This window comes from Streptomyces sp. M92 (assembly GCF_028473745.1).
Taxonomy (GTDB): Bacteria; Actinomycetota; Actinomycetes; order Streptomycetales; family Streptomycetaceae; genus Streptomyces.
This window is the reverse complement of sequence record NZ_CP101137.1, coordinates 7,468,856-7,481,211: the sequence shown is the minus strand read 5'-3', so window position 1 is coordinate 7,481,211 and position 12,356 is coordinate 7,468,856. Positions and strand designations below refer to the sequence as shown.

Genomic DNA, 12,356 nt, shown 5'->3' with positions numbered 1-12,356 from the left:
CTCCGTGGTGCCGATCCCCGACGGGACGTCCCCGGCCCGCTCGCCGGGGCCGTCCCCGACCCCCACCGCAGTGCCCCCGTCCCCCTCCCCGTTTCCGCCCACCACCCCACGTTCCGGGCGATACGCGAGCTAAGGAGCCCGCGATGAGCGAGATGATCACCGCGGACCTGGTCGACCTCGACCTGTCCGCCGACACCAAGGAAGCGGCGGCGCGCGCCCTCGCCGAGCGGATGGTGGCCCTGGGCCGGGTGACCGACCTGGACGCCTTCCTCGCCGACGTGGCCGCCCGCGAGGCGCAGATGCCGACCGGCCTCGACGGCGGCATCGGCATCCCGCACTGCCGCAGCGCGCACGTCACCGAGCCGACGCTCGCCTTCGGGCGCAGCGCGGCCGGCATCGACTTCGGGGCGGCGGACGGACCGGCCGACCTGATCTTCCTCATCGCCGCTCCGGCGGGCGCCGACGACGCCCACCTGACGATCCTGTCCTCCCTGGCCCGGCAGCTGATGAACGCCGAGTTCACCGACGCGCTGCGGTCGGCGGGAGACGCGACGGCCGCGGCGGCGCTGATCCGCGGGGAGGAGCCGGACGGCACCGAGGACTCCGTGGCGGTCCCGGCGGCGGCCTCCGCCGGGACCGCCACGGGCAGCGCCGACGAAGCCCCCGGCGAACCCGCACGCCCCTTCCGCGTGGTCGCCGTCACCTCCTGCCCCACCGGCATCGCACACACCTACATGGCGGCCGAGTCGCTGGAGAACGCCGGCCGCGAGGCGGGCGTCGAGGTCTCCGTCGAGACGCAGGGCTCGGCCGGGTTCACCCGGCTCGACCCGGCGGTGATCGAGGCGGCGGACGGCGTGATCTTCGCCCACGACGTGCCCGTACGCGACAAGGAGCGCTTCGTCGGCAAGCCCACCGTGGACACCGGCGTCAAGGCGGCCATCAACCGGCCCGGCGAGCTGATCGGCGAGGTCCGCGGCAAGGCGGCGCGCGGAGAGGTCACGGCGGCCGGTGGGGTCAGTGGGGCCGGTGGGGCCGGTTCCTCCGGTGCGACGCCCGTCGAGCGCGGCGGGAGCTCCGGTGACGGGTACGGGACGAAGCTGCGCGTCTGGCTGATGTCCGGCGTCAGTTACATGGTGCCGTTCGTCGCCGCGGGCGGTCTGCTCATCGCCCTGGGCTTCGCGATCGGCGGCTACGAGATCAACGAGGCGCCGTCGGTGACGGACCACTTCGTGTGGTCGCAGGCGGACAGCTGGGCGGCGCTGCTGTTCCAGATCGGCGGCGTGGCCTTCGCCTTCCTCGTCCCGGTGCTGGCCGGATACATCGCCTACGGCATGGCCGACCGCCCGGGTCTCGTCCCCGGCTTCGTCGGCGGCTCGATCGCGCTGACCATCAACGCCGGTTTCCTCGGCGGCCTGGTGGCGGGTCTGATCTCCGGTGCCGTGGTGATGGCGATCCAGCGGATACGCATCCCGTCGGCGCTGCGCGGGATCATGCCGGTGGTGGTGATCCCGCTGGTCTCCTCGGCGGTCGTCGGGTTCCTGATGTTCGTGGTGATCGGCAAGCCCATCGCGTCCGCGCAGCAGGCGATGACCGACTGGCTGAGCGGCCTGTCCGGCGCCAACGCGGTCCTGCTCGGCGCCCTGCTGGGCCTGATGATGTGCTTCGACCTGGGCGGCCCGGTCAACAAGGTCGCGTACGCCTTCGCCACAGCCGGCATCGCCGTCACCGACCCCAGCGACTCGGCGATGAAGATCATGGCGGCGGTCATGGCGGCCGGTATGGTCCCGCCGCTGGCCATGGCCCTGGCCACGACCGTGCGGAGCAAGCTCTTCAACGCGGCCGAACGCGAGAACGGCAAGGCCGCCTGGGTGCTGGGCGCCTCCTTCATCTCCGAGGGCGCGATCCCGTTCGCCGCGGCCGACCCGCTGCGGGTCATCCCGGCGTCGATGGCGGGCGGCGCGGTCACCGGCGCCCTGTCGATGGCCTTCGGCGCCACGCTGCGCGCCCCGCACGGGGGCATCTTCGTGGTGCCGCTGATCGGCAACCCGCTGCTCTACCTGGTCGCCATCGCGGCGGGCGTCTGCGTCACCACGGCCCTGGTGATCGTCCTCAAGGGCCTGCGCAAGCCGGCGCCGGGGGCGGTGGCGCAGGGGCCGGGCGGCGCGGGTCCGGCGGCCCCGTCGTCGGGGGCGAAGCAGCCGGTGGCCGCGTGAGGGACGGCACACGCCGGTGATGTCCGGGCCCGGGTCCGTACGGGGCCCGGCCCGCGCGCTACGCCCGCATGCTCAGGAACCGGCGCCGCTCTCAGGAGACCTGTGCCGCCCTGCGCTCCATCGCCCGGCGGGCGGTGTCCTCGCCGGCGTACACCTCGCACATGTGCCGCCCGTCGGGCGTGGCCGTGTGCTCGACCTCCCAGAGGGAGACCTCCGAGCCGTCGCGCAGCAGGAACGCGTGCTCGTAGAGCGAGAAGCCGACCCGGGCGCGGCGCGCGCGGCCGGGACCGCCGAAGGCCTGCGTGATCTGGTGCGCGGACGCCGTCGCCAGCCGGGCGGCCAGCTCGGCGCCGGGCCGGTCAGGGTTCTCCGCGCGGCGCAGCAGCCGGCGGGCGTGGTCCGCCGAGGCGTCGGGGGCGTAGCTGTGCCGGGGGGTGGCGACCGGCGACAACTGCACCTGCACCGGCAGTTCGAAGTCGGGGGTGTCCGGCGGCAGGGCCAGCCGGGCGGTGGCGGCGCGCAGCTCCTCCTCGTCGACGTACACCTCGTGCTGCGGTTCGCCGCCCGGGGTCGTGTTGTGGACGAGCTCCCACAGCGTGACGGCCGCGCCGTCGGCGAGCAGCCAGGTGTGCCGGTACGTCTCGCGGTGCAGCCCCGCGCTGTGGTGCGCGGAGTGCAGCGAACCGTCGTGCGCCAGCGCGCAGTCCAGCTGCCGTATCGTCTCGTCGGGCAGCTCGAACGAGTTCAGTGCCCGACCGAGCAGTCGCATGAGGTGCTCCTCCGGAGACTCGGGCGACTCGGGTGGTTCGTACGCTGCCGTCTCGTACGGAACGCTCAAGGTTTCTCCCGGCGTTGCTGCATGTCACCTTGTGGGTGCATACCGTAGCCCCTCGGTCGGACATCATGTCCGGGAACCGAGAAAACGTCCGCACGAAAAACGCGCGGGCCGCGCGAGGAGTTCCCGCGCGACCCGACGAACCGTCAAAATATGCTGGTCAAAAGGCCGGACGTCCGGTCAGACGGCGCTCCCGGCGACCCACTCGCTCCACGCCATGTTCCAGCCGTTGAGGCCGTTGTCCGGCGCGATCGTGCCGTCCGGGGAGTTCTTGACGACCACCACGTCCCCGACGAGCGAGTTGTCGAAGAACCACTTGCCGTCCGTGGCGCCCTGCCCGCCCTGCACGTCCCGCAGCCCGACACAGCCGTGGCTGGTGCCCTGCACGCCGAAGGGCGGATTGCCCTTGTCGTACCAGTAGTTGCCGTGGAGGAAGGTGCCGGAACGGCTCAGCCGCATCGCGTGCGGCACGTCCGGGATGTCGTACGTGAACCCGACCGTGGAGCCGTCCATGCGCATCTCCTTCGACTTCGACGAGATCACCATCTGCCCGTTGTACGTCGGGGTCTCGGCGCTGCCCGCCGAGACGGGGACCGACCTGAGCGTCTCGCCGTCCCGTACGACGGTCATGGTCTGGGTGTTCGCGTCGACCGTGGAGACCTGGGCGCGGCCCACCGTGAAGGTGACGGTCTTCTTCTGCACGCCGTGGACGCCGTTCGCGCCCTCCACTCCGTCCAGGTCGATCTTCATCGTGACCTTCGAGCCGGCCTTCCAGTACTCCTCGGGCCGGAAGTCGAGCCGCTGGTCGCCGAACCAGTGCCCGACCACCTCCTGACCGCTGCTGGAGGTGACCGAGATGTGCGACTGCACGTTCTTCTTGTCGCTGATCGCCTTGTCGAACTTGAACGACACCGGCATCCCCACGCCCACCGTGGTTCCGCCGTCCGGGGTGTAGGTGCCGATGAAGCTGTTGGCCGCGGAGACCGTGGTGAAGACCGAGTCGGCGGCGGACGTACGGCCGTCGGCGTCCTTCGCGGTCGCGTGGATCCGGTACTCGGTCCCCCGCTCCAGCTGCTCCTTCGGCTTCCAGCTGCCGCCGTCGGCGGAGAGCGCGCCCGGCACGGCCGCCCCCGTCTCCGCGACGGTCATCCGCACCTCGGTCAGCCGCCCGTCGGTGACCTTCACACCGGTCGTGTTGATCGAGGCACCGGTCGAACCGTCCTCGGCCGAGATCACGACCTTCGCGGCGGAGGTCTTCGCGGAGTCCGCGCCACCGCCCTTGCCGTCCTTCTTGTCGTCGGCGCTGGCGCTGCCACCGCAGGCGGTGAGGGTGAGGGCGCCGACCACCAGGGCGGCACAGGCCCCCAGTACGCGCCGCGATGCTATGACCGGCCTTGTCACGGGCTGCTCCAGGAATGAGGTGTTGTGCGGTGTTGCCTTCAATCCCGTAGAGGCGGGCGGGGCCGTCCGGGTTCCCGTCGGCCGCCCGCGACGCCCACGCGTGACAGAACCGGGACAATCGCCCCCGCCTGCGGCTCAACCGGCCTGCGGCTCAACCGGCCTCCGTCTCAACCGCCCCCCGTCTCAACTGACCCTCGGCTCACGCCCGTACAACTCCGTGTACGACGGCCACGCCCCGCCCGGCCCGTCCACCGGCCCGGCGGCCCGTACGGCCCGCACGATCGCCCGCGTCACCACGTCCGCGCCCGCCGCCAGCACCTCGTTCAGCGCGAGCGGCTGCCCCGCGTCGAGCGGACGCGCCCCGGTCGCCAGGGCGAACACCGTGTCCCCGTCGCTCAGCAGATGCACCGGCCGTACGGCACGCGCGATGCCGTCGTGCGCCGTGCCGGCCAGCTTCTGCGCCTGGGCCTTGGTCAGGTCCGCGTCGGTGGCGACCACGGCGAGGGTGGTGTTCAGCGGGGGCGGCGCGTTCCTCGCCGCGACCGCGGCGAGCCGGCGCCCGGCGGCCTCGTGCACCTCCGGCTCCGGGTACCGCACCCGTCCGCCCCGGAACAGCTCCCCGAACAGCACCCCCGTCTCCGGGTCGGTCACCGACCCCGCCGCGTTCGCCACCACCAGCGCCGCCACCGTGATCCCCGAGTCCAGCACGGTGCTCGCGGTGCCCACCCCGCCCTTCAGCGTGCCGACCACCGCTCCGGTGCCCGCCCCGACACACCCTTCGGCCACCTCACCACCCGGCGTGCTCGCATGCGCCGCCTCCACCGCCGCCCGGCCGGTGGCCGCGTCCGGCCTGGCCCGGAAGTCGCCGCCGCGCCCCAGGTCGAAGACGCAGGCGGCGGGCACCACCGGCACCACATGAGCGGGGTCCGGGCCGACGCGCACCCCACGGCCCCGCTCCTCCAGCCAGGCCATCACCCCCGAGGCCGCGTCGAGCCCGTACGCGCTGCCGCCGGTCAGTACCAGCGCCTGGACCCGCTGCACCAGGTTGCGCGGATCGAGCGCGTCGGTCTCCTTGGTGCCGGGCCCGCCGCCCCGCACGTCCACGGCGGCGACCGCCCCGTCCTCCGGCGCGAGGACCACCGTCGTGCCGGTGAGCCACCCGTCGCCCCGGCGGGTCGCGTGCCCCACCAGCAGGCCGGGGACATCGGTCAATGCGTCAACTGTCATGCCGTCAGTCTGGTCCAGGCACGGGCCCCGACGGAGGAGGGCGGTGCCCTTGGGGGAGTGCGGGACCGGGCTGTCAGCCGGTGGACGCCGCCGGGCCGCGTTCCGGCACGCTCCGCCGCGCGGTCAGGAGCACCCCGGACGCCACGGCCGCCGCGAGGACGAGCCCCGCAGCGAGCACCGCCAGGCCGCCGGCGAAGGTGCAGCACAGGACCAGCAGCGCGGCCGTCGGCAGCACCGACTGCTCGGCGACGCCCACCTTGAAGTGCCGTGCATGCAGCGCCCACACCGTGAGCAGGAACAGCGCCGTCGGCAGGGTCACCGCTGCGGACGCCGCGAGCGTCGAGATGTGCGCCTCGCCCACCGTCTGCTCCACGGCCACCTCCAGGCCCGCCCCGATCGCCGCCGCCGACGCGAACACCCACCCTTGTTTCGGGCAGGGTGCCCGGTCCTTCAGGGCCGGGGTGAATGCCCGCTCCTGCGTAGCGGGGCAGGAGTAGCCGGATCGCCGCCAGGGCGATCCGGCGTCCCGGTCGCCATGGCGGTACGTCGCACTACGGCGACCGGCCACGTGGTCAGCGAGTGGTTCTCGGCGGCGGCGAGTGCCATGGCGGTGTCGTACAGGGCATCCGGTATTCGAGGATTCAGCTGACGATACGTCAGTTAAGTGCCTAGTATGGCGGCATGACCAGGTTCCGGCTGTACCCGACGCGTGAGCAGGAGCAGCGGATGCTGCTGCACTGTGCGCACGCCCGGTACGTCTGGAACCTCGCCGTGGAGCAGCACTCGCACTGGAAGCCCGGCCGGAAGTCCGCCCCCGGTCTCGCGGAGCAGTGCCGTCAACTCACCGAGGCCCGCCGGGACAACGATTGGCTCGGCGCCGGGAACGCGGACGTGCAGCAGCAGGCCCTGAAGGACTTCGCCAAGGCCAAGAACGCGAAGTTCGCCTCCGGGTTCGGTGAGCCGACCTGGCGGAAGAAGTACCGCCACGAGGGTTTCCGCGTCATCGGCACCGACCGGGTACCCGAGTGCGAGGCCGACGGTTCGCCGAAGCTGAACCCGAGAACCGGCAAGCAGGTTTTTGGCCGCTCGGTCGTGGTGCACAAACTCAACCGCCGGTGGGCGCGGGTGAAGGTGCCCGGCTGCGGCTGGGTCCGCTTCCGCCTCAGCGTCAAGGGAAAAGGCGCTCACCTGCCTTCTGCGAAGACATTCCGTGTCACCCTCAAGAACGGCCGGTGGCATGCGGCGTTCGCCGTCATCCCCGACCCCGTCGACGCCCCAGGCACGGGCGAGGTCATCGGCATCGACCGAGGCGTGAAGATCACGGCGGCCCTGTCGGACGGCCGCACCTTCAACTGCCCGCAACTCACGGTCAGGGAACGGGCGCAGATCCGCAAGCACCAGCGTCGGGCGGCGAGGGCCCCCAAGGGCAGCGACCGGAAGGCGGCCGAGTACGCCAAGGTGGCGCGCATCAAGGCCCGCGAAGCCGACCGGCGCAAGGACTGGTGTGAGAAGACCTCAACGATGCTCGCCCGCTCGTACGACCTGATGCGGTTCGAGAAGCTGAACATCAAGACGATGACCGCCAGGGCCAGGGCGAAGCCCGACCCCGACCAGCCCGGTCAGTACCTCAGGAACGGCCGGGCCGCGAAGGCCGGGCTGAACCGGAGCGTCCTTGCGCAGGGGTGGGGTCTGCTGCGGCAGCGCACCGAGGACAAGGCCCCCGGCCGGGTGGAGGACGTGCCGGCCCCGTACACCAGCCTGCGGTGCAGTGCCTGCGGATGGATCGACAAGAACTCGCGCAAGAGCCAAGCCGAGTTCGTCTGCTCCTCCTGCGGCTTCATCTGCAACGCGGACACCAACGCGAGTATCAACGTCGCGGCAGGACAGGGCGGGATCCCCCGCCCCCGGCGCGCAGCCGGTGCCGGAGGGGCGACAACGGCCACCAGCCGTTCGAGCGCCCGTGAACCTCAACCCGCCTGGGTTGGAATCTCCCTCTTCTAAGAGGGAGAGGATGTCAAGAAGCACAGGTCGAAGAAGAGCTCCAGCGGAGTGGCCGCACGATGCGACTCGTGCCGGCCGCGGGCCGTCAGCCTGCGCAGTGGCGGCTGGACGCCGGGCGGACTGGAGGACGCTGCTGCGGGCGTCGGGCTGGACGTCATGGCTCCCAGCACAGCAGAGGCGGCGCGGGACCGCCTGCGGACGACCCCGCCCGCCGGACCGGGCCGGTCGGACCGAGTGGCGCCCCCCGGACCGGGCCGGCCGGACGGAGTGGCGCCCCCCGGGCCGGTCGGACGGAGTACCGCCCGCCGGGCGGGCCGTACCCTGGAGGCATGAGCAGCGCCCCCGAACCCCCCGCCCCCGACCCCCGCGCGCCCAGGCCCGCGCTGGACTTCGACGACCCGCTGGACCAGCAGAGCTCGGACGACACCGACCGCGGCTGGGGCGGGCGGCCCGAGGGCGACAGCGCGGCCGACCTGAAGCGCTTCCTCGACGAGAAGCCGCCCCACCACCTGTGAGTCGCGGGGCGCGGCGCCCCTACGGGCGGTCGTGCCCCGAACCGCGCTGGGCGACCAGCGCGTCGCGGATCTCCTTGAGCACCTCCAGCTCGGAGACCTCGATGACCTCCTCCGCGCCTTCCTTCGCCTTGCGGCGGGCCTCCTGCCGGGCCAGGTACTTCGCCATGGGCAGGACCATCAGGAAGTAGACGACGGCCGCGGTGATCAGGAACGTGAGCGTGGCGCCCAGCACGGAGCCCCAGAGGATGCGCACGCCCGTCGCACTGTCGCCGGTACCGGTGCACGGACCCTTGAGGCAGGAGCTGTAGCTGTCCAGGCTCTTGGTGCCGAACGCGCCGACCAGAGGGTTGATGACCCCCTTCACCACCGAGTTGACGATGTTGGTGAAGGCGGCGCCGATGACGACCGCCACCGCCAGGTCGATGACGTTTCCGCGCATCAGGAAGGCCTTGAAGCCCTCCCAGACGCTCGGGCTGTTCTTCTCGCTCACCTCGGGTGAACTCCTTGACTGAACCGGGGGTGGAACAAAACGCTCCGCAACCTACGGCAGCGTTGGGCCATCCTGTCCAATCCGGTCCCTCGAACGAGGGACTTGACGGGCTCAGCACAGCGTCACCGCCAGCCGTGCCGTGGCCGCCGCGCCAGCCAGCCGGTGGGCCGTCGCGCGTGGCACCGACACCACGACCAGCGCCCCGCCCGCGGCTGTTCCGGCCACAGCGGTCCCGTCCCCGGCTGTTCCGTCCAAGGGTTCCGGCACCTTCGTCACCCGCGCCCCGCGCGCGAGCACGGTCGCGTCGCCCGCGCCGCCGTCCCCGGCCGCGACGACGTCGACCCGGTCGCCGGGCCTGAGCAGGCGCACCGTGGCCGCGTCGGCGATCCGCACCGGCGCCGACACCTGCTGCGCGCCGCGCCGCTCACGCACCGGCTCGGTCACCGGGTGCCCGCGGGCCCGCTGGGCGTCCTGGGCGCCGGCTCCCGGATGCGGGCCCGCCGCCACCAGCGCCGCGGCGGTGACCGCGAGCCCGGCGGGCGGCGACGGCGCGGCGCCGGCGGCGCAGGAGCCGGTGCAGCCGGTGGCGACCGCCGCCGACCCGCACCGGGGCGAAGTGCGGCACCTCGCACGTGGGCGGGGCCTCGGTGCCGAGCGGCAGCGGGGAGGCCAGGACGGAAGGGGACATGGAAACGGGCGCGGACACGGACACGGTCACCACCACCTGTGACGAGGGTTCGGGCTTGCGTGACCACGATGAGGCTTTTCGCCTATGCCCGCCGGAGCCCGTGGGCTACCGGCCGGTTGTGGACAACTCCGCCACCCGAACGTGCCGTTCCGCCCAGCAGACACATGGGCTGAGGCTCTACGGCAGCGCGATCCCCGGATCCATCCCGCCCAGCGCCGACGCGCACAGGCAGTCCCGGTCGCCGGTCGCCGGCAGGGCGGCCACCGCGTCGAACAGGACCCCCCGCAGCCGGTCCACGTTCGCCGAGAAGACCCGCAGGACCTCCTCGTGCGAGACGCCCTCGCCGCTCTCCGCACCGGCGTCGAGATCGGTGACGAGGGTCAGCGAGGTGTAGCAGAGCTCCAGTTCACGGGCGAGCGCGGCCTCGGGGTGGCCGGTCATGCCCACCACCGACCAGCCCTGCGCCCGGTGCCACAGGGACTCCGCCCGGGTGCCGAAACGGGGCCCCTCGACCACGACCAGCGTGCCGCCGTCCACCGGCTCCCAGTCCCGCCCCCGGGCCGCCTTCAGCGCGGCCGCCCGTCCGGTGGGGCAGTACGGGTCGGCCAGCGAGACGTGCACCACGTTGGGCACCGTGCCGTCGGGCGTCGGCAGTCCGTCGAAGTAGGTCGAGAGCCGGGACCGCGTGCGGTCGACGAACTGGTCCGGCACCAGCAGCGTGCCAGGCCCGTGCTCGGGGCGCAGACCGCCGACCGCGCACGGACCGAGGACCTGGCGGACACCGGCCGAGCGCAGCGCCCACAGGTTGGCCCGGTAGTTGATCCGGTGCGGCGGCAGATGGTGGCCGCGCCCGTGCCGGGGGAGGAAGGCGACCCGCCGGCCGGCGACGTCGCCGAGGAAGAGGGAGTCGCTGGGCGGCCCGTAGGGGGTGTCGACCTCGACCTCGGTCACGTCGTCGAGGAACGAGTAGAAACCGGAGCCGCCGATCACGCCGATCTCGGCATTCACCTTGTTCGCCATGCCCGCACCCTAGCCGCCCCTGCCTACGCCGAGGACCCCGTCGTCGGTCGACGACAGGGTCCTGTAAGCAGTTGCCGGGTGGCTTACGCGGCGGTGGTGCTGGAGGAGCTGCCGGAGCTCGACGAGGAGCCGGAACCCGACGACGAGGAGGACGAGCCCGAGTCCGAGGACGAGGAGGACGCGGACGACGACTTGGACGACGCCGCCGCCGGCGAGCTGCTGGACGAGCTGCCGCGGCTGTCGTTGCGGTAGAACCCGGAGCCCTTGAAGACAATGCCGACCGCCGAGAACACCTTCTTCAGGCGGCCCTGGCAGTTGGGGCACTCGGTCAGGGCGTCGTCGGTGAACTTCTGCACCGCCTCGAGGCCCTCGCCGCACTCGGTGCACTGGTACTGGTACGTCGGCACTGTCTTCCTCCTGGCACTCTCACTCGATGAGTGCTAACGACGGTCCATAGTGACGCATTCCCCGGGATCAGTCCACTGCGACGTGCTCGCGGTGACCGACGCCACGTGTGACCGTGCGTCCCCGGGGCGGGGCCGCCAGGCGTGAACGCAGCGCCAGCAGCGTCGCCAGCGCGAGCACCGTGCCGGCCATCGGCACCAGGAACCCGGCGCCGTCCCAGAACCGGTCCTCGAACTGGCCGGAGACGGTGACGGCCGCCGCCTGACCGAGCGCCACCGCGCCGGTCAGCCAGGTGAACGCCTCGGTGCGGGCGCCCGCCGGGACCAGGTCCTCGACCAGCGTGTAGCCGGTGACGAGGGCCGGCGCGATGCACATGCCGACCAGCAGGCCGAGGCCGGCCAGCACGAGCACCGAGTGGGCGGCCCACAGACCGGACGCGGTCACGGCGAGGGCGGTGTAGCCGACCAGGAGGCGCCGCTGCGGGGCCACCTTCCAGGCGATGGCGCCGCAGGCCAGGCCGGAGAGCATGTTGCCCGCGGCGAAGACGCCGTACAGGACGCCGTTCAGCCCGGGCTCGCCGATCGACTCGGTGAACGCGGCCAGCGAGACCTGCATGCCGCCGAAGACGGAACCGATGCCCAGGAAGGCCACGATCAGCACACGCACCCCGGGGACGCGCAGCGCCGAGACGTGCTCCACGCGCGCGTGCCCGTCGGCGGCGTCGCCGACCGTCGGCTGGGTGCTCTTCTGCGCCGCGAACAGCAGACCGCCGACCAGGGTGAGCGCGGCCTCCGCGACCAGGCCCGCGGCCGGGTCCACGGCCGTGCACAGGGCGGTCGCCACCAGCGGGCCGAGGACGAAGGTCAGCTCGTCCGTGACCGACTCGAAGGCCGCCGCCGTGCTCATCAGCGGGGAGCCCTTGAGCTTCACGCCCCAGCGGGCCCGCACCATGGGGCCGATCTGCGGCACCGAGGCGCCGGTGGGCACCGCCGCGGCGAACAGCGTCCACAGGGGCGCGTCCGCGAGCGCGAGCACGGTCAGCGTCAGACCGGCCGCCGCGTGCACGAGCACGCCGGGGAGCAGGACGGCCCGCTGGCCGTAGCGGTCGGCGAGCCGTCCGCTGTAGGGGGCGAACAGGGCCATGGAGACGCCGGTGACGGCCGCGACGGCGCCCGCGACGCCGTAGGAGCCGGTGGTGTGCTGCACCAGCAGCACGATGGAGAGCGTCAGCATGGCGAAGGGCTGGCGTGCCGCGAAGCCGGGCAGCAGGAACGTCCAGGCGCCGCGGGTGCGCAGCAGCTGCCCGTATCCGGGGCGGTCGGAGCTGGACGCGGTCCGCGTCCCGTCCGGCGACTTCTTCGACGGGGTGACCGTGGATGCCACGGCCCGTGCCTTTCTGCCGCCTGGTAGCGCGGTCCGCCTCGCGGCTGTCGCCGCGCGGGAGCGCCGAGAGCTGTCCTCTTGCGCGGACTGCGGTAGATGCCGGAGCCCGAACGGGGAGGGGGCGTGCCGGCCGCCATACGGTCGCGCCAGCTCTGCTTCAGGCAGAGTTGGTTCGATC

At 72.8% G+C, this 12,356-nt stretch carries 10 protein-coding genes and 3 pseudogenes; 3 read left to right on the top strand and 10 right to left on the bottom strand.

The window, feature by feature from the left end:
* The first annotated feature begins 143 nt into the window (after positions 1–143).
* The gene (locus M6G08_RS34485) at positions 144–2,213 is read left to right on the top strand and encodes a PTS fructose transporter subunit IIABC (RefSeq protein ID WP_272591051.1); all 2,070 of its coding nucleotides are present in this window, start codon (positions 144–146) and stop codon (positions 2,211–2,213) included.
* 91 nt (positions 2,214–2,304) lie between these two features.
* On the opposite strand, the gene M6G08_RS34480 is transcribed toward M6G08_RS34485, so the two are convergent.
* From M6G08_RS34480 to M6G08_RS34465, 4 genes and pseudogenes are all read right to left on the bottom strand, one after another.
* Positions 2,305–3,051 (bottom strand): DUF6227 family protein, encoded by a 747-nt coding sequence (locus tag M6G08_RS34480; protein ID WP_272591050.1) that lies wholly within the window; start codon positions 3,049–3,051, stop codon positions 2,305–2,307.
* Positions 3,052–3,228: 177 nt separating this feature from the next.
* The gene (locus M6G08_RS34475) at positions 3,229–4,449 is read right to left on the bottom strand and encodes a L,D-transpeptidase (protein ID WP_272591049.1); all 1,221 of its coding nucleotides are present in this window, start codon (positions 4,447–4,449) and stop codon (positions 3,229–3,231) included.
* A gap of 183 nt (positions 4,450–4,632) precedes the next feature.
* Positions 4,633–5,676 (bottom strand): P1 family peptidase, encoded by a 1,044-nt coding sequence (locus tag M6G08_RS34470; protein ID WP_272591048.1) that lies wholly within the window; start codon positions 5,674–5,676, stop codon positions 4,633–4,635.
* A gap of 73 nt (positions 5,677–5,749) precedes the next feature.
* A pseudogene (locus M6G08_RS34465) lies at positions 5,750–6,094 on the bottom strand (low temperature requirement protein A); the annotation flags it as partial.
* A gap of 263 nt (positions 6,095–6,357) precedes the next feature.
* Here M6G08_RS34465 and M6G08_RS34460 point away from each other — a divergent pair.
* Positions 6,358–7,677, top strand: a complete 1,320-nt coding sequence (locus M6G08_RS34460) for an RNA-guided endonuclease InsQ/TnpB family protein (RefSeq protein ID WP_272591047.1) — start codon at positions 6,358–6,360, stop codon at positions 7,675–7,677.
* A gap of 8 nt (positions 7,678–7,685) precedes the next feature.
* On the opposite strand, the pseudogene M6G08_RS34455 reads toward M6G08_RS34460, so the two are convergent.
* Positions 7,686–7,835 (bottom strand): annotated as a pseudogene (locus M6G08_RS34455) (low temperature requirement protein A); the annotation flags it as partial.
* A gap of 171 nt (positions 7,836–8,006) precedes the next feature.
* Here M6G08_RS34455 and M6G08_RS34450 point away from each other — a divergent pair.
* Positions 8,007–8,192, top strand: coding sequence for a hypothetical protein (locus M6G08_RS34450; RefSeq protein WP_272591046.1), 186 nt, complete (start codon positions 8,007–8,009; stop codon positions 8,190–8,192).
* Between the two features lie 19 nt (positions 8,193–8,211).
* On the opposite strand, the gene mscL is transcribed toward M6G08_RS34450, so the two are convergent.
* The 5 genes and pseudogenes from mscL to M6G08_RS34425 form a co-directional block, all read right to left on the bottom strand.
* The gene (gene mscL, locus M6G08_RS34445; RefSeq protein ID WP_272591045.1) at positions 8,212–8,682 is read right to left on the bottom strand and encodes a large conductance mechanosensitive channel protein MscL; all 471 of its coding nucleotides are present in this window, start codon (positions 8,680–8,682) and stop codon (positions 8,212–8,214) included.
* 111 nt (positions 8,683–8,793) lie between these two features.
* Positions 8,794–9,307: pseudogene (locus M6G08_RS34440) on the bottom strand (hypothetical protein).
* Between the two features lie 240 nt (positions 9,308–9,547).
* Positions 9,548–10,390: an S-methyl-5'-thioadenosine phosphorylase gene (locus tag M6G08_RS34435; RefSeq protein WP_272591044.1), complete on the bottom strand. Its 843-nt coding sequence runs from the start codon at positions 10,388–10,390 to the stop codon at positions 9,548–9,550.
* Between the two features lie 83 nt (positions 10,391–10,473).
* A complete protein-coding gene (locus M6G08_RS34430; protein ID WP_272591043.1) occupies positions 10,474–10,797 on the bottom strand; it encodes an FmdB family zinc ribbon protein in 324 nt (107 codons plus the stop codon).
* A 67-nt stretch (positions 10,798–10,864) separates the two neighbouring features.
* Positions 10,865–12,178, bottom strand: a complete 1,314-nt coding sequence (locus M6G08_RS34425) for an MFS transporter (protein WP_272591042.1) — start codon at positions 12,176–12,178, stop codon at positions 10,865–10,867.
* Positions 12,179–12,356: the final 178 nt, after the last annotated feature.